The organism is Amycolatopsis roodepoortensis (genome assembly GCF_024628825.1).
Lineage (GTDB): Bacteria > Actinomycetota > Actinomycetes > Mycobacteriales > Pseudonocardiaceae > Amycolatopsis > Amycolatopsis roodepoortensis.
The window spans coordinates 8,373,472-8,392,795 of sequence record NZ_CP102415.1; the positions used below are offsets into that span (position 1 = coordinate 8,373,472).

A 19,324-nucleotide genomic window follows, 5' to 3' on the forward strand; every position below is an offset into this window, starting at 1 on the left:
AGGGAGGCGGTGTCGTCCTCCAAGCCGATGCCCGGTGTGCCCGTGCCTTCGTAGTTTTGCCGATATGAAACGCACTTCAGTCGTCATGGCCGTGCTTTGCGCGGCAACGCTCGTCACCCCGGCCGTCGCGTCCGCGGCGCCATCGCTGCAGCGGACACTGCAGCGCGATGCCGACACGCTCGTCGCGAACGGGTCACCCGGCGTGCTCATGGAGGTCAGCACGGCGAAGGGCGGCGTCAAGGTGCGCAGCGGCCACGGCGATCTGCGCACCCGGACCCCGGTGCCGTGGAACGGGCATTTCCGGATCGCGAGTTTCAGCAAGACGTTCCTGTCCGCGACGATGCTCCAGCTCGTCGGCGAGGGCCGGCTTTCCTTGGAGGACAAGGTGGACCGGTGGCTTCCGGGGGTGGTGAGCGGGAACGGCAACGACGGCAAGGCCATCACCGTGCGGCAGCTGCTGCAGCACACCAGCGGGCTGCACGACTACATGGCGGAACTGGACATGTTCACCGAGAAGGGTTTCCTGCGGCACCGGTTCGACGAGCTGAGCGCGTCCGAGGCGGTGAAGCTGGCGGTCGGAAAGCCGCCGGAGTTCGCGCCGGGGACGAGCTGGGGCTACTCCAACACCAACTACGTCCTCGCCGGGATGGTGACCGAGAAGGTGACCGGGCGGGGCTGGCGACAGGAGATCATCGACCGGATCGTCCGCCCGCTGGACCTGCGCGAGACCACCCTGCCGTATACGTCGCCGTTCATCCCGGCACCGCACGCGCGAGGGTACGACCGGTTCGTCGTCGAGGGCTCGAATCCGCCGCGGCTCGGACGGCGGGTGGACGTGACGCTGATGAATCCGTCGATGGGCGGGGGAGCGGACGGGTCGATCAACAGCACCACCGAGGACGGCAACAAATTCCTGCGGGCGTTGCTGGGTGGCAAGGTGCTCCCGCCGTCCATGCTGGCCGAAATGAAGAAGACCGTGCCCGCCCCGGGGCTCGGCGCGTACGGGCTCGGCCTGGTGAAGTCGACCGCTTCCTGCGGTGACTACTGGGGCCACGGCGGCGCGCTGCCCGGCTACCTGACGGGCAACGGCGTGACCGAGGACGGCAAGCGCAGCGTGATGGTCTCGCTGAACACGCTCACGCCGCTCAACCCCGGTTCCGAACCGCCGCCCGGGAACCCGCTGGACCCGGTGATCGACCACGCCCTCTGCGGCCGCTGACCCCCCTTCGTGAGTGGTAAGGACGGTTCTAGCCGTCCTTACCACTCACGAGGTTCAGCACCGGCGATTTCCGTGATCAGATGGACGACACACGTGACTGGATGGACGACACGCGTGATCAGATGGACGACACGAGCGCTGCCGGGGTTTCGCCGCGTGTCGTCCGCCCGATCACGTGTGTCGTCCGTCTGGTCACGCGAATCCGCCGGCGGAACGTAGCTCAGTGAGCGTGGCGGTGCATTCACGAGCCCCAGGACCTCGCCGCCTCCACCAGGGCCGTGACGCACTCCGCGACCGCGGGCCGCGTCTCCCCGTGCGGCTGCACCGCGTAGAGCTGGCGGTGCAGCACCGGTTCGAGCGGCGCGCACACCACCGCCGGCGGCGCGATCGTGGTGGCCATCCCCGGCACCAGCGTGACGGCACCGAGCCCGGCGACGACGGCGAACTGCGTCCCGAATCCGCTGACCGTATGCCGCACGATCGGTTCGATCCCGCGTTCCCGCAGCGTCTGGCGGATCCAGGCGTTCGCCAGCGTGGGCCGGGCCCAGGCGACCCAGATCTCGTCCGCGAGGTCTTCGGCGCGCACCGAATCCGCGCCCGCCAGCGGATGCCCGGCCGGGAGCACGATCATCGCCGAGTCGTCGCGCAGTCCGGTCCAGCGGGTCGCGGGCGGGCGGGTGAGCGGCAGGTTCTCCCAGCTCTCGACGACCACGACGTCGAAGACCCCGTCGGCCAGCGCGGGAAGGGCGACTTCGGGTTCGACCTCGTGCAGCCGCGCCTCGATGCCGGGGTGGCGCACGGCGAGCCCGGTGAGCGCCGGCGCGATGAACGTGTGCACCCCCGACGGAATGGCGCCGATCTCGACGACGCCGGTCGTCTCCCCGGTGAGGGAGTCCAGGTCCGCGCGGGCGGCGCGGAGTTCGGCGAGCACCCGGTCCGAGCGCTGCGCCAGCAGCAGCCCCGCCGGGGTGAGCCGCACGCCGCGTCCGTGCCGGACCAGCAGCCCGGTGCCCGCCTCCCGCTCCAGTTTGGTCAGCTGCTGGGAGATCGCCGACGGCGTCACGTGCAGCAGTTCGGCGGCCGCGGCGAGCGATCCCCGCCGCCACACCGCGTGCAGCATCCGCAGCCGTTCCACATTGGACAGATCGCCACTCATTAGCCGAGCTTAACCCTCGGGGTAAGAGGATCTCGCTGGTCCTGCCCGCCGCCGTGCGATCGAATCGAAGGCATGCGGCACACCGGATTCTTCGTCGATCCGAGGACACAGGGAGTCCTCGGCGCCCTCGCGATCGCCCTCTCCGCCCCGCTCGTCGCGCTGTCCGGGGTCAGCTCGACGACGGCGACGTTCTTCCGCTGCCTGTTCGCGTTGCCGGTCCTCGTGGTCCTGGCGCGTTCCCGGGAGAGGGGACGGCGCCCCACCCCGGCCGCGCGCCGGAGCCACGTGCTGGCAGGCGTCCTGCTCGGGGTCGACATGGTGCTGTGGAGCGAGGCGATCCTCTCCGTCGGCGCCGGAGTCGCCACGGCGCTGGTCAACGTCCAGGTCGTCCTCGTCCCGCTGGCCGGTCTGCTGTGGTTCGGCGAGCGGCCGCCGCGGGCGTTCTGGCTGTCCATCCCGGTGATGCTGGCGGGGACCGCGCTGGCAGGCGGGCTGGCGGACGGCGGTGCCGCGGGCAGCGATCCCTGGTACGGCACCGTCATGGCGGTGCTGGCGGGAGTCGCGTACGCCGGTTACCTGATCCTGTTGCGCCGCGCCGGATCCGACGGCGGCGGACGCACGACGATGCTCGCCACCGCGACCGCGGCGTCGGCGAGTGTGGGCGGACTTTCGGGCCTGTTCGCCGGAAACCTCGACGTCACGCCGCCGGTTTCGGCGTTGCTGTGGCTGTTCGTGCTGGCCGTGACCGGTCAGGTGCTCGGCTGGCTCCTGATCGGGAAGGCCCTGTCCGCCCTGCCCGCGAGCGGCGGGTCCGCCGTGCTGATGCTGCAACCCGCCGCCGCGATCCTGTTCGGTGCCGCCCTGCTCGGCCAGTGGCCGACCCCGCTGCAGCTCGCGGGTTGCGCGCTCGTCGTCGCCGCGGTGGGGGCCGTGTCGTTCCTCGGCGGCCGGTCGTCAGGGAACGACCAGCACCGGCCAGTGCCCGGTCCTGATGAGCTTGGTCGCGACCGACCCCGCGAACCGGTGACCGGCCTGCTGTGAGGCGCCGACCACGACGGTGTCGACCTTGCCGCGGTCGGCGGTGTCGCGGAGCACGGTGTACGGATCGCCGTAGGTCTTCAGGAAGCTGACCGGCACTTCCAGTTCTTCGGCGGCCTCGCGGATCTGCTCGCGGATCTCCGCGTAGAGCTGGACCGCGGTGTCGTGTTCCATCGTCGCCGCGACCGCGGGACCGAGCGCCGGACGGCAGACGAAGGCGACGATCAGCCTGCCGCCCTCACGTCGTGCCATGCCGAAGGCGAAGGCTGCCGCCCGCATCGCCGTGTCGGAGCCGTCGACCCCGGCCAGGATGGCCCGCCCCGGATGGGGCCGGGGCGGGCCGAAACGCTCCACAGTGGACTCGAAGGCCCCGGCGGCGTTCTCGTTCATCGCGCGACCGGTGCTTCCGACGGCGTCTCCACGTCGAGCGTGGTGCGCAGGGTGAGCGGCTTGAGCAGCAGCGCCGCGATCACGCCCACGACGCCCACCGCCGCGGAGATCAAGAAGATGTGCGCGGTCGCGTCGCCGTACACGGTGTGCACGATCGTCTGGACCTCCGGCGGCAGCGCCTTGAGGTTCAGCGCGCTGACGCTGCCCGTCGACGCCTGGCCCGCCGGCACGTGCAGCGCGGTGGACAGGTCGGCGGTGACCCGGTTCGCGAGCACCGCGCCCAGCACCGAGACGCCGATGGTGCCGCCGAGCGACCGGAAGAACGTGACCGAAGCGCTGGCCGCGCCCAGATCCCGCAACGGCACGGTGTTCTGCACCGCGAGCACGAGGTTCTGCATCGTCATGCCGACACCGACGCCGACGATCGCCATCGCGACACCGATCAGCCACAGCGGCGAGGCGTGGTCGACGGTGCCCAGCCCGAGGAAACCGATCACCAGGGTGATCGTGCCCGCCACGATGTACGGCTTCATCCGTCCGGTGCGGCTGATCAGGCGCCCGGACACGGTCGAGGAGACGAGCACGCCGCCCATCAGCGGGATGGTCAGCAGTCCGGCTTCGGTGGGGGAGTAGCCGCGGCCGACCTGGAAGTACTGGCCGAGGAACACCGCGCCGCCGAACATCGCCATCCCGACCGCGAGGCTCGCGATGATCGCCAGCGCCGGGGTGCGCTGGGTGATGATGTGCAGCGGGACGACGGGTTCGCGGACCTTCCGTTCCACCATCACCGCGAAGGCGAGGAGCACGGCGCCGCCCGCCACCATCACGGCCGTCTGCCACGACAGCCAGTCGAAGCTGTTGCCGACGAAGGAGACCCAGATCAGCAGGACGCTCACGCCCGCCGCGATCAGGCCCGCGCCGAGGTAGTCCACCTGGACGCCTTCCCGGCGCACGGTCTCCAGCTTCAGGGTCCGCTGCAGCACGATGAACGCCGCCACCGCGATCGGCACGCCGACGAAGAAGCACCAGCGCCAGCCGAGCCAAGGCACGTCCACGATCAGGCCGCCGAGCAGCGGCCCGCCGACGGTGGCGACCGCCATGACCGCGCCGAGGTAACCGTTGTAGCGGCCGCGTTCCCGCGGCGGGATGATCGCCGCGATCACGACCTGGACCAGCGCCTGAAGACCACCGACACCGATGCCCTGGAACGCGCGGGCGGCGATCAGCTGCCCGGTGTTCTGGCTGAATCCGCTGATCATCGACCCGATCACGAAGATCACGATGGCGATCTGGACCAGCGTCTTCTTGTTGAACAGGTCGGCGAGTTTGCCCCAGATCGGGGTGGTGGCCGTCGCCGCCAGCAGGGTGGCCGTGACCACCCAGGTGTATTGCGTCTGCGAGCCGTTCAGCGAGCCGATGATCAACGGCAGGGCGGTCGACACGACCGTCGAGCTGATCATCGCCACGAGCAGCGCGAGCAGCAGACCGGACAGCGATTCGAGCACCTGGCGGTGCCCCATCGCCCCTGACGGTGCCTCCGCCGTCGTTCCCTCGGTCTTCATGGCGTCCTTTCGAGCGGCAATGTTGCTCATTGTGCAAACTTGCACAGTGGGAACTTTATTCCCCTCGCTACGCTGTCCTGGTGGACACCCTCGACACGCTGCGCACCCGCAAGAAGGCGGCGACGCGGCAATCGCTGCACGAGGCCGCGCTCCGGCTGGCGATGGAGCACGGGCTGGACGGGGTGACCGTCGAGGACATCGCCGACGCGGTGGGCGTGTCCCGGCGGACGTTCTCGAACTACTTCGCGAACAAGGAGGACGCGATCCTGCACGCCGACCGCGAGCGCACCGGCCTGCTGGTGTCGCTGGTCGAGGGCAGGCCGCCGGGCGAGAAGCCCTGGCAGGCGCTGCGGGCGGCCTGCCGGGAGCTGTACCGGGCGCACCCCGTCCCTGACCGCGAATGGGTGGCGCAGCTACGGCTGCTCCGGCGGCATCCGTCGCTGCTCGCGCGGCAGGCGGGCGACCAGTTCGCCCTCGAACGCGACCTGATCGCGGTGCTGCTCGCCAGGGGGCACGGCCTCGATCAGGAGCTGGCCAGGCTCACCGCGGCGACCTTCCTCGCCACGTTGCGCACGGGGAACGTCCTGTGGCTGGAAGGCCCGGAGGAGCAGTCGCTTCCCGAGCTGGTGGACCGGCTGCTCGGCCGCGTTCAGCTCCGGTGACCGAGGGCGTACGCCGTCGTCACCACCGTGGTGGCCGCGCGGACGAAGGCGGCGACGGCCGGTGAGCGGGATTCCTGCGGCCACATCACGGCGAGGGTCGTGGGCTCCACGTCGTCGACGGGCAGGTATGTGATCCCAGTCCTGCGGTAGCGATCCGCCACCGAAACCGGCAGGAAGCAGACGATGGCCCCCAGTTCGACCAGTTTGAAGATCTGCGTCAGATCCGAGACGGGACCATGGGGTGCCGCGGTGGTGGGCGGCCCGGCAGTCGGGCCCTGATCGGCGGGTGCGCCATCGGGGAGAAGGCGGCCTTCGAGATCCGCCAGGCGCAGTCGTGACCTGGCCGCCAGCGGATCGTTGGCCGCCAGCGCGACCAGCCGCGGTTCGGTCAGCAGTGGTTCGAAGTCCAGGCGGCGCGCGTCGAACGGGGACGGGACGAGCGCCACGTCCGCGCGGCCGTCCCGTAGTTGCCGCGGTTGTTCGCCCCGCCCGCCGAGGACCAGTTCGATCGGCAGTGCGCCGTCTTCGGCCTCGTAGGCCTCGATGATCTTCGGCAGCAACCCGGCGTCGTGATCGGCTTTCAACGCCAACCGGAGCCGGGGATCGGGGCGGCCGGCCTGTCGTGCCCGGCGTTCCGCCGCGGCGACCGCTTCGAGTGCGATTTTGGCGTCCCGCAAGAAGATCTCGCCCGCTTCCGTCAAGGCGACCTGGCGGGTGGTGCGTTCGAGCAGCCGGACGTCCAGCCGTCGTTCGAGGTCGCGGATCGCCCTCGACAGCGGCGGCTGGGCCATCGAAAGCCGCTCGGCGGCCCGGCCGAAGTGAAGCTCCTCGGCGACCGCCACGAAGTATTTGAGCTGCCGCGTCTCGAGGTCACTCATATCACCAGGGTATCAATGGCGTCCGAGGCGGTCCTTCAGCGCGGCGGCCGTCCCGGCTTGACTGGATGACGTCGAAAACCCCTATCACCTCGGAGTCTTCATGATCGTCGTCACCGCGCCGACCGGACAGATCGGCAGCCGGGTGCTCGCCACCCTCCTCGACAGTGGGGAACAGGTCCGCGTGATCGCCCGCGATCCCGCCCGATTGCCCGATGACGTTCGCGAGCGCGTCGAGATCGTCAAGGGCTCGCACGGCGACGGGGGCGTTGTCGGCGAAGCCTTCGCCGGCGCCGACACCGTTTTCTGGCTGCTCGCCGCGGATCGCCGTGCCGAGAGCCTCGAAGCCGCCTATCTCGACTTCACCCGTCCGGCCTGCGCGGCCATCGAAAAGCAGGGCGTGGCCAGGGTGGTCGGCATCTCCGCCCTCGGCCGGGGGTGCGCGGAAAACGCCGGGTACCTTTCGGCGTCGCACGCCATGGACGACCTGATCGTGGGCACGGGCGTGGCCTACCGGGCGCTGACGATGCCCACGTTCATGGACAACCTCCTGTGGCAGGCCGGGCCGATCGGCAGGGACGGCGTCTTCTTCGGACCGTTGCCTGCCGGCCTCGAGGCCCCGATGTGCGCCACCCGCGACATCGCCGCCGTCGCCGCGAAGTGGCTGCTCGACCGGTCGTGGCACGGCGTGGCCGACGTCCCGGTGCTCGGCCGGGAAGACCTGTCCCAGAACGATCTGGCGGAGATCATGTCCGACGTCCTCGGGCGGCCGGTGCGCTATCGGCAGGTGTCCATCGAGGACTTCCGCGCGACGCAACTCGACCAAGGCTGGTCCGCGGCGATGGCCGAGGGCATGGTCGACATGATGCTCGCCAAGGAGGCGGGCATCGACAACGCCGAACCGCGCACCCCGGAAGCGACCACGCCGACGACGTTCCGTCAGTGGTGTGAAGAAGTGCTCAAGCCGGCGGTCGGCTCGGTGCGCTGACGGTGTCCCAGAGCAGTTGCGCCCGCGCGCCGGTCTCGGGTGACAGGGCGGCGGCGAGCGCGGCCGTCAGGGACTCGACGGTCGGAGCCGGATCCTGGTGCGCCGCACCGATTCCCGGTTCCGCCGCCCGCTCGGCCCGGTACGGCTGATCCGCGATCCGCGCGCCCCCACGTCGTCGGCAGAACACGTGTTCTCCACGTCCGCTACAAGTCGAAGGGGCGGGGAAAGGGATTCTCTTCCGTCCATTTCGGACTCAGTCAGATCGAGCCGGTGCGCAAGGCGAAGGCGACGGCGTGCGTGCGGTTGTGCAGGCCGTATCGCGACATCACCCGGTGGAGGACGTTCTTCACCGTGCTCTCCGAATAGGCGAGTTTGGCCGCGATCTCTTCCGTGCCATGGCCGTCGGCGAGCAGTCGGAGGACTTCCCGTTCCCGGTCGGACAGGCCGGACAGCGCGAGTCCGTTGGGCGCCAGCAGGTCTTCCTGGATCCGTTCGAGCTGGGAGAGCAGGCTGCCCTGCAGCCGCGGCGGCAGCGCGCCCGCGCCCTGGCTGACCGCCAGGATCGTCCGCGCCAGATGCTCGCCGTCGAGATCGCGCCGCGGCAGCAGCGCGGCCATCCCGCATTCGATCGCCGTCATCAGCACCTGGACCGGGAAATGGTCGGTGACGATCACGCATCTCGGTGGCGTCGCCAGTGACGACGCGGCGCGGACCTGGCGCAGGAAGGCGAAAACGCCGTCGCCGATCGAATCCCCGACCGTCACGACGACTTCGGCGGACCCGAGGTCGGTGCCGGACAGCACGTCCAGCCGTTCGTCGGCGCCGAGGATGCTCGTCGTGCCGAGCCCGGCCAGCAGATCCGGGGCGTATACGGCGACTCTGACGCGCTCGGTCCTCCTGCTGATCTTCTCCCCGTGAATCATGCGAAGTCCCCATCCGAAGCGCCAGCGTTAATAGCTATTGCGGTACTTAGAAGCTATAATGTTCCAACGGTGCATGTCAACCGCGGTCGGCAGCGGCGTCACAGGGCAAGACGCCCGGCAGGCGGGAAAGGTTCACTGCGAAGGTGATCGGGTCACCGGGCCGTGAGGTCGTCCAGTTCGTCCGCGATCAACAGGTCGGGGTCGAATTTCATCCCGGTGAAATGGCCGGCGAGTTCGAGTGAGAGCACGCCGTGGAGGCGGGTCCAGAAGGCGATCGCGCGGTGCAGCGTCGAGGACGGGGCAGGGTCGTCGCCCGCCCAGTCGCGATGGCCGTCCAGATGCTTGTCGAACGGGGTTTCCGGCTTGTCCACGGTGATCGCGCGGCACGCTTCGAGCAGCACGGTCATGACCTCGCTCGAGATGGCGGTGGTGTCCTCGGGCGCGTGGTAGCCGGGGACGGGCGTGCCGTAGATGAGGAAGTAGCGCTGCGGGTCGCTCCGGGCCCAGTCCCGGATGGTGACGGCGAGCCCGGCCAGATCTGCGCCGCCGTCGAACGCCGCGCGGACGGTGTCGGCGAGGCTCCGGTACGCGTCGCGGATGAGCGCGGTGATGAGGTCGTCGCGGCTGGCGAAGTACCGGTACAGGGCGGGACCGCTCATCCCGACCTGTTTGGCGATCGCGTTGAGGGACAGCGCGGGCACCCCGGCGGCGGCGATCTGCTCCCACGCGTGCTGCTTGATCTCCGCGCGCACCTGGTCGCGATAGCGCTCCCGTGGGCTCTTCCCGTCCGCGTCCGTCATCGGTCCTCCCGCTCTGTCGGCCCGAAGCTTAGTCGGCGCTCCACGGGCAGGAGCGCTAGTTCGGCCGAAGCCTGCTCGCGCAGCGCGCCGAACGACGGCCCCTCGGAGAGGTCCACGGCCATGGCGAGGCACTCCCTGGCTTCCTCGAAGGCACCGGCCTCCCGCCAGGCCCGCCCCTCACGGACGGCGCAGGTCGCCTCCAGCGCGTCGAAACCGCCCTCCCACGCGAGCCACCGGCCGGTGCGGTAGTGGCCCGCCGCCTCCCGCCATTCGGCGAGATCACCGAGCACGTCGCCGATGGCGCGCAGGGTCAAGGCCTTCAGCAGCCGGTGGAAAGCGGGATACGTGTCGCCGGCCAGCCGCTCGGCGTCGGAAAGCACGGCCCGGTGCACGGCGAGCGCTTCGGTATGCCGTCCGGCGTTGAGCAGCGCGCGCCCGTAGACGTTCCGCGCCGTGGTTTGCCCGTCCCAGAACGGAAGTTCGCCCGCCAGTTCGTACCCGCGCTTCGCGAACTCGAACGCTTCGCCGGTCTTCCCGGTCAGCCGCAGCACCTGGCCGAGGTAGATGGACGCCCAGGTCTGCTCGACGCGGTCGCCGATCCGGGTGGCGATGTCCAACGCGCGGCGGTGTGCCGCCACGGCACCCTCGTCGTCGCCGAGACAGACGCTGGCGGCCCAGCCGACGAAGTTGAGCAGCTTCGCCTCTGCACCGGCGTCGCCGAGCGCGTTCGCCGCGGCGGCGCCGAGCGAGAAGATCTCCCACCACGGACGCTGGGGCGCTCCGCCCGTCGGAGTACCAGTGCAGCGCGACGGCGAGGTCCCGGACCTCCCGGTGCATGCCCTTCCGTGCCGCCACTCGGTGCGCGGCGACCCAGTTCCCGCCTTCGGCGTCCAGCCAGCGGGCGCTCTCTTCCCGTGAGCCGAACCGGCCGTTCTCCGGTGCCCCGGGGTAGAACAGCCTGGCCGCTTCCGCCGCCTTGCCGAGCAGATGGGCGAGCACGGTGTCCCGCGCGGCCGGGTCCTCGTCCGCCTCGAACCGTTCCTCGGCGAACAGGCGGATCAGGTCGTGGAACTGGTGCCGTTCCGGCTCCGCCGTGCTCTGCAGGAGGCTGGCGTCGACGAGTTCGTCGAGCTGGTCACGGACGTCGGCGGGTGGCGCGCCGGAGACGACGACCGCGAGTTCGAGGCCGAAATCGGCGCCGGGCACGGTCGCCAGCAGCCGGAACAGACGCCGGGCCTCGGACGAGACCGCGCGATAGGACAGATCGAAAGCCGAGCGCAGCCGCAGATCGCCCGCCGCGAGCGCCCGCAGCCGGGTGCTTTCGTCGCGCAGCCGGTCGGCCAGCCGGGTCAGGGACCACTGCGGCCGGGTGGCGAGCCGGTTGCCCGCGATGCGGAGCGCGAGCGGCAGATATCCGCACAGCTCGGCGAGTTCGCGTGCGGCGGCGGGCTCCGCGGCCACCCGGTCCGGTCCGGCGATCTTGGCGAGCAGGCCGGTCGCGCCGTCGTCCGAAAGCGTTTCGAGCGCGAGCCACCTGGCGCCTTCGAGCCCGGCGAGCGTCCGGCGGCAGGTGATCAGGGTGAGGGAGCCGGGCCCGGTGACCAGCAACGGCCGGATCTGCGCCTCGTCGGCCGCGTTGTCGAGCAGCAGCAGGACTTTGCGCCCTTCGAGCAGCATCCGCAGCAACGCCGACCGGTCGGCTTCGGAGGCGGGCACCTGTCCCGGCGCGACGTCCAGCGCGCGCAACAGCCGGTCGAGCGCGGTCCCGGCGCTCAGCGGTCGTTCGTCCATCCCGCGCAGGTCCACCGCGTAGCCCCCGTCCGGGAACTCCGCGCGCCACAGATCCGCGGCGGTCACCGCGAGCGCGGTCTTCCCGACCCCGGCCTGCCCGACGATCGCGACCACGCCACCACCTTCGGCGACCTTCGCCGACAGCTGCTCCAGCTCGCTTTCGCGGCCGGACAGATCCGCGGTGGGCGCTGGCAGCGCGCAGGTCGCCGCGACCTGGGCGGCCAGCGCCGGATTCCGGCGACGTCCCTGTTTGGCGACGGTCAGGAAGAACTCCCGGTCGCCGCCGGTCAGGCCGAGCGCGTCGGCCAGCACCTCGGCGGAGCGTTGCTGGGCGGCCCGCGCGCGGCCGCGTTCCAGTTCGCGCAGGGCACGGACGCTGATACCGGAGGCCTCGGCCAGGCGCCCCTGCGTCCACCCCGCGGCACGACGGTGTTCGAGCAGGAGCTTGCCGAACACCGACCGCTTCTCGTTCGCCTCCACCGCGGCCCATTCAACCGGCAGGCTTCCGGCGACGAAAAGCTGCCCCCTGCTTCCGCTTGTCCGGCCTTCTCGGAGGCCGGTTACCTGGAAGGCATGTCGACGATCATGACGACGCCCGTCCGCCCGGCGCTCCGGGCCGAGAAGATCCGGGTCGCGGTGCACGCCGCCGACCCGCTCGTGCGGGCGGGACTGCGCAGCGCGCTCGGCGACGGGCCCGGCATCAGCCTGCGCGACGACCCGGAGCAGGCCGACGTCCTCGTCGCGGTCGCCGACGACGACCCGCGGCGCATCCCGGCCGGGTCCGCGCGGCTGGTCCTGGTGGCCGATCAGCCCAACCAGGCCGAACTGTGGGCCGCCGTGGAACGCGGGCTCGCCGTCGTCGTCGCGCGCTCCGAGGCGACGCCGGCGCGGCTGCTGCGCGCGGTCGCCGACGCCCACGCCGGCCGCGGCGATCTGCCCGCCGAGCAGCTCGGCAGCCTGCTCCGGGGGATTTCGCGGCTGCACAAGGAAGTTCTCGAGCCCCGCGAGCTCACGCTCAGCGGTCTGTCGCCCCGCGAGACCGAAGTGCTCCGCCTGCTCGCGGAAGGATTCGACACCGGCGAGATCGCCCGTCGGGTGGCCTACTCCGACCGGACCGTGAAGAACATCCTGCACGGCCTGCTCAGCCGGTTCAATCTGCGCAACCGCACCCATGTCGTGGCGTACGCGCTGCGCGAGGGGCTCATCTGAGCGCTTTCAGATGACCCCTTCCCGGATCGCGTAGGCCACCGCGTGCGACCGGTTCCGCAGGCGCAGCCGGTCGGTGACCGCGTAGATGACGTTCTTCACCGTTCGCTCCGAATAGGCGAGTTCGGTGGCGATCTCCTGTGTGTCCAGCCCGTCGGCCATCAGGCGGAGGACGTCGATCTCCCGCGAGGAGAGCGCGACCCCGGCGGGAACCTCCGGCGCGAGCATCTCCCGGTGCAGCCGCTCGGCGTGTTCGGTGAGCCTGCCGAGCAGATCCCGCGGCGGGTACACGGTGCCCGACGCGGCGGCCCGGACGCTGTCGGCCACGCGGGAGTCGGTCATCGCCGACCTCGGCAGGATGGCGACCACCCCGCACGCCACCGCCGCCGCGAGGCCGCCTTCTTCGATCCGGTCGGTGACCAGCACGATCGGCCTGCCGATTTCGGCGGTGACCGCACGCAACGCGGTGACCGCGTCGGCGGAAAGCCGGTCGAACGCGGCGACGACGACGTCGGTTTGGTCCCGCGCCCGGCCCTCGACGATCTGCACGGACGGGCGCGCCACGAGAAGGCCGGCCGTCCCGGCCTTCGTGATGGGGTCCAGTGCGCAGACGCTCACCCGGACTGGTCGCATATACCCTCTTCTGTCCACTGTGGATCTTCGATTTGTCAAGAGCCGCAGGGACAAAAAGCGTTGCCCGCATGAGCGAGCGGGGCTCTTGTACGGTGGGAACCGGGTAGCGGCCCGCCTCGGGTGACCCCCACACTCGATGGCGGGTCGCTTCCTTTCGTGCGGCTCGTGGCGATTCTCGCCCGCCGCGAACAGCCCCGGCAACGCGTTCGCCCGCCTCCTGCTTTCCCCGCCAGCCGAGACTGGCCGAAGGGGCAATAATCGGCCCTGACCTGCAGTGACGCCACTCTGGCGCATCATGGCGCCAAGTTGGCCTTGCAATGGCGCCACGATGGTGCCATGATGGCATCATGGATTTGACGCCCTTTGTGGACAACGTTCGCCGGGAACTCGCCGTCGCCGCCGAGGCTGGAGGAGCCGAGGCGAGCGCGCTCGCCGAACGCCTGACCGCGCCGCTCGCGTCGGCCATTCGTCTCGCGCTGCTGGACGCGCTGTCCGCCGCGTCGGACGAGATCACCCGTGACCTCGCGCCGGGTTCGGTCGAGGTCCGGTTGCGTGCCGGGGAAGCCAGTTTCGCCGTCACGCTGCCCGCGGTCGAACAGGCCGAGCCGGTCGCGGCCGCCGCGCCGGAGCCTCCGGCGGCGCCGCTGCCCGAGGACGAAGGAGCGACGGCCCGGATCAACTTCCGGCTTCCGGAACACCTCAAGACACGCGTCGAGGAAGCGGCGGCCGCGCAAGGCCGTTCGGTCAATGCGTGGCTCGTGCGTGCCGCCTCCGCGGCGCTGAACCCGTCGGAGCCCGCCGCGCCGCCCGCCCCGGTGAGCGGTCGTCGCGGCGCGCAGCGCTACACCGGCTGGGTCAGCTAGACCTCGCCTACCAGCACAAACACCGATCACACCACCTTCGAGGGGACAACCATGCCTTCTTTCGCCACCCCGGAACCCATTCTCGCGGACCTCGAGCCGGTCGTCGGCAACGTCCGCATCGTCGCCGGCGACCGCGCCGACACGGTCGTCGAAGTGGCGCCGCTCGACGAGAACAACGAATCCGACGTCGACGCCGCGAAGCGGACCGTCGTCGAATTCTCCGGCGGCACCCTGACCGTCCGCGCGCCGAAGATGCGCCTGCTCGACTTCTCCAACCGGACGAGGTCGATCGACGTGACCATCGAACTGCCCGCCGGTTCCCGGGTGCAGGGCAGCACCGGGCTCGGCGACCTGACCGTGACCGGGCGGATCGCCGGCTGCCGCTACCGGTCCGGGACCGGGCACATCCACCTCGACCAGACCGGGGAGCTGAAACTGCACTCCGCGTCCGGGAACATCGTCGTCGAGCACGCCGACGGGAACGCCGACATCAGCACGAGCTCCGGCCGGGTGCACGTCGGCCGGATCGACGGCACCGCGGTGGTCAAGAACTCCAACGGTGCCACCACGATCGGCGCCGTCGCCGATTCGATCCGCATCCGTTCGGCCAACGGCGACATCACCGTCGACAAGGCCGAAAGCGGCGTCGAAGCCAAGACCGCCAACGGTTCCGTCCGCGTACTCGACGCGGCCAGGGGCACACTCACCCTCGAGACGTCGCTGGGCGACATCGAGGTCGGCATCCGCGAGGGCAGCGCGGCCTGGCTCGACGTGAACACCCGGTTCGGCCGTGTCATCAACGACATGGCCGCCGCCACCGCGCCCGGCGACGCGACCGACAAGGTCGAGGTCCACGCCGGCACCTCCGTCGGCGACATCGTCGTCCACCGTTCCTGAAGGGGATCCCCGATGAGAAACCCGGCCATTTCCGCCACCGGACTGCGTAAATCCTACGGCGACAAGGTCGTCCTGGACGGGATCGATCTGCACGTCCCGGCGGGCACCGTCTTCTCGCTGCTCGGCCCCAACGGCGCGGGCAAGACCACCACGGTCAACATCCTGTCCACTTTGGTCACTCCGGACGCCGGTGCGGCGACCATCGCCGGAGCCGACCTCGGCACCGACCCGGACGGCGTCCGCGCCGCCATCGGCCTCACCGGCCAGTTCTCCGCCGTCGACAACCTCCTCACCGGTGAGGAGAACCTGTTCCTCATGGCGGATCTGCACCATCTGCCGCGGCGGGCGGGGCGCAAGCGCGCCGCCGAACTCCTGGAACGGTTCGAACTGTCAGACGCGGCGAAGAAGACGCCGTCCACCTTTTCCGGTGGCATGCGCCGCAAACTCGACCTGGCGATGACGTTGATCGGCGACCCGAAGGTCATCTTCCTCGACGAACCGACCACCGGCCTCGACCCGCGCAGCCGCCGCACGATGTGGGAGATCATCCGCGACCTCGTGGACGGCGGCGTGACGATCTTCCTCACCACGCAGTACCTGGAGGAGGCCGATCAGCTCGCGGACCGCGTCGCCGTCCTCGACGGCGGCCGGATCGTCGCGCTGGGCACGCCCGACGAGCTGAAGCGACGCGTGCCCGGCGGGCACATGCAGCTGAAGTTCCCCGACACGGTCTCGCTGCGTGACGCGACCCGCGTACTTCGAGTGTCCACTTCGGACGAAGACGCGCTTGCGCTCCGCGTGCCGACCGACGGCACCGTCGCCGATCTTCGCGCCGTGCTGGACCGTCTCGACGCCGAATCCGTCGCCGTCGACAGCCTCACCGTGCACACGCCGGACCTCGACGACGTGTTCCTCAGCCTCACCGGTCACCGGACCGGCGCCACCAAGGAGATGGCCCGATGAGCACCCTGTCCCTTTCGATGCGCGACTCGGCGACCATGCTGCGCCGCAACATCCGGCACATGCAACGGTATCCGTCGCTCACCATCATGCTGATCGGCCAGCCGATCGTGTTCCTGCTGCTGTTCGTCTACGTTTTCGGCGGCACACTCGGGAACGGGCTCGGCGGCGGAGGCGGCAGAGCCGAATACGTCGGCTATGTCACGCCCGCCATCCTGCTGGTGACCGTGTGCAGCGCCGCGCTCGGCACCGCGATCTCGGTGGCGACGGACATGACCGAAGGCATCATCGCGCGGTTCCGCACGATGGCGATCAGCAAGGCTTCGGTACTGACCGGGCACGTCGTCGGCGCGCTCATCCAGACCGCGTTCGCGCTCGCCGTGGTCTTCGGGGTAACGCTGCTCATCGGTTTCTCGCCGACGGCGGGAGTCGGCGAATGGTTCGCGGTCGTCGGCCTGCTGTTGCTGCTGACCATCGCGCTCACCTGGCTTTCGGTGGCGCTCGGCCTGGCGGCCAAGAGCGTGGAGACGGCCAGCAACACGCCGATGATCTTCATGCTGCTGCCGTTCCTCGGCAGCGGGTTCGTGCCCACCGACTCGATGCCCGCGTGGCTGCGCTGGTTCGCCGACTACCAGCCGTTCACGCCGGTGATCGAAACCATCCGCGGCCTGCTGCTCGGCACTCCGATCGGCAGCAGCGGCTGGCTCGCGATCGGCTGGTGCGTCCTGCTCTCGGTCGTCGGATACGTGTGGTCGAAGTCCTTGTTCGCCAAGGAACGCGACCGCTGAACTGGGGGTCGCCCCGGGCCGGAACGTTCTGTTCCGGTCCGGGGCGCTTGGTCTGTCTCCCGCAATTGGTCGACTGATTGCGGGAGATCCGCGTCGACAACCTCGGCGCGACGCCCTGCGGCTTGCGTGACTGGACCGATCGTGCGCCACTGTGTGGTTTTCGGGTCATCCAACGTCCCGAAATCCACACAGTCGCGGATGAGGGGTCCGGTCATGGTCGGGGCGTTGCCCGATCACGGTGCCTCGGCGGTCTCGCGGAGCCCGCCACCCGGGTCTGCAGGTGAGATCGTGCCGCGTGCCGGGTGTGTGACCGGGCCGATCGTGCGTGACTGTGTGGATTTCGGGTCATCCAACGTCCCGAAATCCACACAGTCCCGGATGAACGGACCGGTCACGACCCAGGCGATCAGCAGGCGAAATCGTGCCCCGGCCGCGTCCCACCCACCAGGAACCCCGTCGCGAGATCGTTCGCGCACCTGTTGTCCTTGAACAGGTAAGCCAGATGTCCGCCCTGGTCGACGGTCACCATCCTGGCGCGGTCGCCGAAGGCTTGGCGCAGCTTCCGTGCTCCCGCCAGCGGCGTCGCCGGGTCGCGGAGGTTCTGCACGATCAGCACGTTCGACGGGCCACGGTCGGTGATCTTCACGGGCGGTTCGATCGGTTCGGACGGCCAGAACGCGCACGGCGTGATGTTCGCGGCCGCCGCGCCGAACAGCGGATGGCGGAACCGGTCGATGGCGACGTTGCGTCGATACGTGCCGACGTCCTCCGGCCAGTCGGAGTCGTTGCAGATCACGTGCAGCTGACTCGCGATGTAGTTGTCCGACGGGTAGCCCGCACCGGACAGAGACGAAGGGACGGGCTTGCCGGTGTCGAGCGCGCGCCAGGTCTCGGCCAGATGCGGCAGACGCCGGTCGTAGTAGAGCTCGGCGAAAGTGACGTGGCGGAACACCTGGCCGTTGTAGCCGTCCGGGCTCGGTGTCCGGTCCAGCCGCGCGGCGAGCTCGAAGTACTTCGCCGTCACTTGCGCGGGCGTCCGGCCCAGGCCGTATTCGGGTTTCGAGGCGGCGAACTTCGCGAAGTCCGGGAAGCGGTCTTCGACGCCTTGGCCGAACAGGCGCGAGAAGGAGGCGTCCCAGCCGCCGGGGCCGGTCGCGCTGTCGATCAGGAACCGGTCGCTGCGCTCGGGGAACAACGACGTGTACACCGAGCCGAGGTAGGTGCCGTACGAGATGCCGAAGTAGTTCACCTTCCGCTCGCCGAGCGCCTCGCGCACCCGGTCCATGTCGCGGGCGGTGTTGGCGGTGGTCATGTACGGCAGGAGCGGGGCGGTGGCCGAGGAACCGCATTTCGCGGCGACGGCGGCGACCCGCTGCGCCTCGCTCGTGACGTCGGCCGAATTCCTGGCATACCTCGGGATGTTGGTCGGATGCTCCGCGAGGGAAAGCCCGCACGTCACCGGTGTGCTGTTGTGGACGCCCCGCGGGTCCATCCCGATGACGTCGTAGGCGTCCAGCACCTCCTGCGGGATGTTCAGCTTCTTGAGCGTGGCCGGATAGGCCAGCCCTTCGCCGCCGGGGCCACCGGTGTTCGTCAGCAGTACGCCGCGGCGCTTCTCCGGTTTGGTGCTCGCCAGCCGGGAGATCGCGATCTCGATGGTCCTGCCGCCGGGGTCGCGGTAATCCAGCGGTACCTGGATCGTGCCGCATTCCAGGCCGAGGCCAGCCGCCTCTTCCGGGCACGGTCCCCATTTCGGCGCAGGTGAGGCCGACGCTACCGCCGGGGCCGCCGTGGTCACCAAGACCGCGACCAGAACGGGAAGTAGTTTCATTCCACTTCGGACGGTCATCGGCGCGGCTCCCAGCGGAAGAGCCGCGTCGCCAGGACGACGGCGACGACGACCCAAGCCAGCGTCGGGGCGAGCAGCAGCAGCGAGTCGGTGACGGCCACGCCGCCGTTCCAGGCGTTGACGGCGAGTTCCGTCGCCGAACCTCCGGGCAGAAGCCGTTTGAGCAAGGTCAGCTCGTCGGTGCCGGAGATGCCGACCCAGCTGGCGACGGCGATCACGCCGAGACTGACCGGCAAGGTGGTGACCTGGGCGTGCTCGGGGGAATTGGTCAGGCCCGCGGTGGCCAGGCCGAGGCCGATCATCATGGCGACGCTGGCGAGCACCGCCACCACCAGCAGGGCGACGTCGGCGGGCGTTCCGGTGATCGAGCCCAGCACGATCATGATCACCGCGACCTGGACGAGCGAGATGACGGTGACCGGCAGTACCAGGCCGGCCAGGATGGACGCGTCGCCCGCCGCGGTGGAGCGCAGCCGTTTGAGGAAGAGGTTCTGCCGTCGCGAGGCCAGCGTGGTCACGGCGCTGGTGTAGAGGCCGAACGCGCAGACGGTGAACATCACGATCGCCGCGATGTATCCGAGGCTGCCGATCTTGGCGAAGACCTCGTGCTGATAGACGAAGAACGTGGAGATGGCCAGCGGCATCACGAAGCTGGTGATCAGGACCGAGCGGTTCCGGAAGATCTGGATCAGTTCGCTACGGGCAATCGAAAGCATGAGAGTCC

Annotated in this window: 19 protein-coding genes and 1 pseudogene; 9 read left to right on the plus strand and 11 right to left on the minus strand. The window is 70.0% G+C overall.

The features are described 5' to 3' along the window. Positions 1–64: 64 nt before the first annotated feature. Positions 65–1,219: a serine hydrolase domain-containing protein gene (locus NQK81_RS40260; protein ID WP_257485673.1), complete on the plus strand. Its 1,155-nt coding sequence runs from the start codon at positions 65–67 to the stop codon at positions 1,217–1,219. A gap of 241 nt (positions 1,220–1,460) precedes the next feature. Here NQK81_RS40260 and NQK81_RS40265 read toward each other — a convergent pair whose 3' ends face one another. Then, on the minus strand, positions 1,461–2,375 hold the full coding sequence (locus tag NQK81_RS40265) for a LysR family transcriptional regulator (RefSeq protein ID WP_126737044.1): 915 nt from the start codon (positions 2,373–2,375) through the stop codon (positions 1,461–1,463). Positions 2,376–2,447: 72 nt separating this feature from the next. Here NQK81_RS40265 and NQK81_RS40270 point away from each other — a divergent pair, with 72 nt between their 5' ends. Next, positions 2,448–3,416 carry a DMT family transporter gene (locus tag NQK81_RS40270; protein ID WP_257485674.1) on the plus strand — a complete coding sequence of 323 codons (969 nt, stop codon included), beginning with the start codon at positions 2,448–2,450 and terminating at the stop codon, positions 3,414–3,416. Here NQK81_RS40270 and NQK81_RS40275 read toward each other — a convergent pair. Together NQK81_RS40275 and NQK81_RS40280 are read right to left on the minus strand one after the other, a co-directional pair. Beyond that, positions 3,330–3,803 carry a universal stress protein gene (locus tag NQK81_RS40275; protein ID WP_126737042.1) on the minus strand — a complete coding sequence of 158 codons (474 nt, stop codon included), beginning with the start codon at positions 3,801–3,803 and terminating at the stop codon, positions 3,330–3,332. The genes NQK81_RS40270 and NQK81_RS40275 overlap by 87 nt on opposite strands. Further along, entirely contained in the window at positions 3,800–5,365 is a 1,566-nt protein-coding gene (locus NQK81_RS40280; RefSeq protein WP_257485675.1) for an MDR family MFS transporter, read from the minus strand. Before NQK81_RS40280 ends, NQK81_RS40275 begins: the two co-directional genes overlap by 4 nt. A gap of 80 nt (positions 5,366–5,445) precedes the next feature. Here NQK81_RS40280 and NQK81_RS40285 point away from each other — a divergent pair, with 80 nt between their 5' ends. Then, positions 5,446–6,027, plus strand: a complete 582-nt coding sequence (locus NQK81_RS40285) for a TetR/AcrR family transcriptional regulator (protein ID WP_257485676.1) — start codon at positions 5,446–5,448, stop codon at positions 6,025–6,027. Here the strand turns inward: NQK81_RS40285 and NQK81_RS40290 are convergent. Continuing rightward, positions 6,015–6,905 carry a LysR family transcriptional regulator gene (locus NQK81_RS40290; RefSeq protein WP_257485677.1) on the minus strand — a complete coding sequence of 297 codons (891 nt, stop codon included), beginning with the start codon at positions 6,903–6,905 and terminating at the stop codon, positions 6,015–6,017. The genes NQK81_RS40285 and NQK81_RS40290 overlap by 13 nt on opposite strands. Before the next feature lie 100 nt (positions 6,906–7,005). Here NQK81_RS40290 and NQK81_RS40295 point away from each other — a divergent pair, with 100 nt between their 5' ends. Then, positions 7,006–7,890 carry an NAD(P)H-binding protein gene (locus tag NQK81_RS40295; protein ID WP_257485678.1) on the plus strand — a complete coding sequence of 295 codons (885 nt, stop codon included), beginning with the start codon at positions 7,006–7,008 and terminating at the stop codon, positions 7,888–7,890. Here NQK81_RS40295 and NQK81_RS40300 read toward each other — a convergent pair. From NQK81_RS40300 to NQK81_RS45485, 4 genes and pseudogenes are all read right to left on the minus strand, one after another. Beyond that, complete coding sequence (locus tag NQK81_RS40300) at positions 7,862–8,077, minus strand: hypothetical protein (protein WP_371878835.1); 216 nt, start codon at positions 8,075–8,077, stop codon at positions 7,862–7,864. The genes NQK81_RS40295 and NQK81_RS40300 overlap by 29 nt on opposite strands. A 70-nt stretch (positions 8,078–8,147) precedes the next feature. Continuing rightward, positions 8,148–8,813, minus strand: coding sequence for a helix-turn-helix transcriptional regulator (locus tag NQK81_RS40305; RefSeq protein ID WP_257485679.1), 666 nt, complete (start codon positions 8,811–8,813; stop codon positions 8,148–8,150). Positions 8,814–8,965: 152 nt separating this feature from the next. After that, positions 8,966–9,613 (minus strand): TetR/AcrR family transcriptional regulator, encoded by a 648-nt coding sequence (locus tag NQK81_RS40310; RefSeq protein WP_257485680.1) that lies wholly within the window; start codon positions 9,611–9,613, stop codon positions 8,966–8,968. Next, positions 9,610–11,884, minus strand: a pseudogene (locus NQK81_RS45485) (ATP-binding protein). The gene NQK81_RS40310 and the pseudogene NQK81_RS45485 overlap by 4 nt, the downstream one beginning before the upstream one ends. Before the next feature lie 93 nt (positions 11,885–11,977). Between NQK81_RS45485 and NQK81_RS40330 the strand changes: the two are divergent. After that, the gene (locus tag NQK81_RS40330) at positions 11,978–12,613 is read left to right on the plus strand and encodes a helix-turn-helix transcriptional regulator (RefSeq protein ID WP_257485681.1); all 636 of its coding nucleotides are present in this window, start codon (positions 11,978–11,980) and stop codon (positions 12,611–12,613) included. A gap of 6 nt (positions 12,614–12,619) precedes the next feature. Here the strand turns inward: NQK81_RS40330 and NQK81_RS40335 are convergent, their stop codons facing one another. Then, entirely contained in the window at positions 12,620–13,243 is a 624-nt protein-coding gene (locus tag NQK81_RS40335; RefSeq protein ID WP_257485682.1) for a helix-turn-helix transcriptional regulator, read from the minus strand. Positions 13,244–13,590: 347 nt separating this feature from the next. Here NQK81_RS40335 and NQK81_RS40340 point away from each other — a divergent pair, with 347 nt between their 5' ends. The 4 genes from NQK81_RS40340 to NQK81_RS40355 are packed head-to-tail and all read left to right on the plus strand — an operon-like array spanning position 13,591 to position 16,751. Further along, complete coding sequence (locus NQK81_RS40340) at positions 13,591–14,106, plus strand: Arc family DNA-binding protein (RefSeq protein ID WP_257485683.1); 516 nt, start codon at positions 13,591–13,593, stop codon at positions 14,104–14,106. A gap of 51 nt (positions 14,107–14,157) precedes the next feature. Beyond that, a complete protein-coding gene (locus tag NQK81_RS40345; protein WP_257485684.1) occupies positions 14,158–15,003 on the plus strand; it encodes a DUF4097 family beta strand repeat-containing protein in 846 nt (281 codons plus the stop codon). Between the two features lie 12 nt (positions 15,004–15,015). Beyond that, on the plus strand, positions 15,016–15,966 hold the full coding sequence (locus NQK81_RS40350) for an ATP-binding cassette domain-containing protein (protein WP_126737031.1): 951 nt from the start codon (positions 15,016–15,018) through the stop codon (positions 15,964–15,966). After that, positions 15,963–16,751 carry an ABC transporter permease gene (locus tag NQK81_RS40355; protein ID WP_126737030.1) on the plus strand — a complete coding sequence of 263 codons (789 nt, stop codon included), beginning with the start codon at positions 15,963–15,965 and terminating at the stop codon, positions 16,749–16,751. Before NQK81_RS40350 ends, NQK81_RS40355 begins: the two co-directional genes overlap by 4 nt. Before the next feature lie 406 nt (positions 16,752–17,157). On the opposite strand, the gene NQK81_RS40360 is transcribed toward NQK81_RS40355, so the two are convergent. After that, positions 17,158–18,600 carry an alpha/beta hydrolase gene (locus NQK81_RS40360; RefSeq protein WP_257485685.1) on the minus strand — a complete coding sequence of 481 codons (1,443 nt, stop codon included), beginning with the start codon at positions 18,598–18,600 and terminating at the stop codon, positions 17,158–17,160. Continuing rightward, positions 18,597–19,316 carry an ABC transporter permease gene (locus tag NQK81_RS40365; protein WP_257485686.1) on the minus strand — a complete coding sequence of 240 codons (720 nt, stop codon included), beginning with the start codon at positions 19,314–19,316 and terminating at the stop codon, positions 18,597–18,599. Before NQK81_RS40365 ends, NQK81_RS40360 begins: the two co-directional genes overlap by 4 nt. Positions 19,317–19,324 lie beyond the last annotated feature (8 nt).

What these genes read in the sequence shown, in the direction of transcription:
- NQK81_RS40260 (WP_257485673.1), top strand. Translation starts at nt 65, where the DNA reads ATGAAACGCACTTCAGTCGTCATGGCCGTGCTTTGCGCGGCAACGCTC.
- NQK81_RS40265 (WP_126737044.1), bottom strand. Translation starts at nt 2,375, where the DNA reads ATGAGTGGCGATCTGTCCAATGTGGAACGGCTGCGGATGCTGCACGCG.
- NQK81_RS40270 (WP_257485674.1), top strand. Translation starts at nt 2,448, where the DNA reads ATGCGGCACACCGGATTCTTCGTCGATCCGAGGACACAGGGAGTCCTC.
- NQK81_RS40275 (WP_126737042.1), bottom strand. Translation starts at nt 3,803, where the DNA reads ATGAACGAGAACGCCGCCGGGGCCTTCGAGTCCACTGTGGAGCGTTTC.
- NQK81_RS40280 (WP_257485675.1), bottom strand. Translation starts at nt 5,365, where the DNA reads ATGAAGACCGAGGGAACGACGGCGGAGGCACCGTCAGGGGCGATGGGG.
- NQK81_RS40290 (WP_257485677.1), bottom strand. Translation starts at nt 6,905, where the DNA reads ATGAGTGACCTCGAGACGCGGCAGCTCAAATACTTCGTGGCGGTCGCC.
- NQK81_RS40295 (WP_257485678.1), top strand. Translation starts at nt 7,006, where the DNA reads ATGATCGTCGTCACCGCGCCGACCGGACAGATCGGCAGCCGGGTGCTC.
- NQK81_RS40305 (WP_257485679.1), bottom strand. Translation starts at nt 8,813, where the DNA reads ATGATTCACGGGGAGAAGATCAGCAGGAGGACCGAGCGCGTCAGAGTC.
- NQK81_RS40310 (WP_257485680.1), bottom strand. Translation starts at nt 9,613, where the DNA reads ATGACGGACGCGGACGGGAAGAGCCCACGGGAGCGCTATCGCGACCAG.
- NQK81_RS40330 (WP_257485681.1), top strand. Translation starts at nt 11,978, where the DNA reads ATGTCGACGATCATGACGACGCCCGTCCGCCCGGCGCTCCGGGCCGAG.
- NQK81_RS40335 (WP_257485682.1), bottom strand. Translation starts at nt 13,243, where the DNA reads ATGCGACCAGTCCGGGTGAGCGTCTGCGCACTGGACCCCATCACGAAG.
- NQK81_RS40340 (WP_257485683.1), top strand. Translation starts at nt 13,591, where the DNA reads ATGGATTTGACGCCCTTTGTGGACAACGTTCGCCGGGAACTCGCCGTC.
- NQK81_RS40345 (WP_257485684.1), top strand. Translation starts at nt 14,158, where the DNA reads ATGCCTTCTTTCGCCACCCCGGAACCCATTCTCGCGGACCTCGAGCCG.
- NQK81_RS40350 (WP_126737031.1), top strand. Translation starts at nt 15,016, where the DNA reads ATGAGAAACCCGGCCATTTCCGCCACCGGACTGCGTAAATCCTACGGC.
- NQK81_RS40355 (WP_126737030.1), top strand. Translation starts at nt 15,963, where the DNA reads ATGAGCACCCTGTCCCTTTCGATGCGCGACTCGGCGACCATGCTGCGC.
- NQK81_RS40360 (WP_257485685.1), bottom strand. Translation starts at nt 18,600, where the DNA reads ATGACCGTCCGAAGTGGAATGAAACTACTTCCCGTTCTGGTCGCGGTC.
- NQK81_RS40365 (WP_257485686.1), bottom strand. Translation starts at nt 19,316, where the DNA reads ATGCTTTCGATTGCCCGTAGCGAACTGATCCAGATCTTCCGGAACCGC.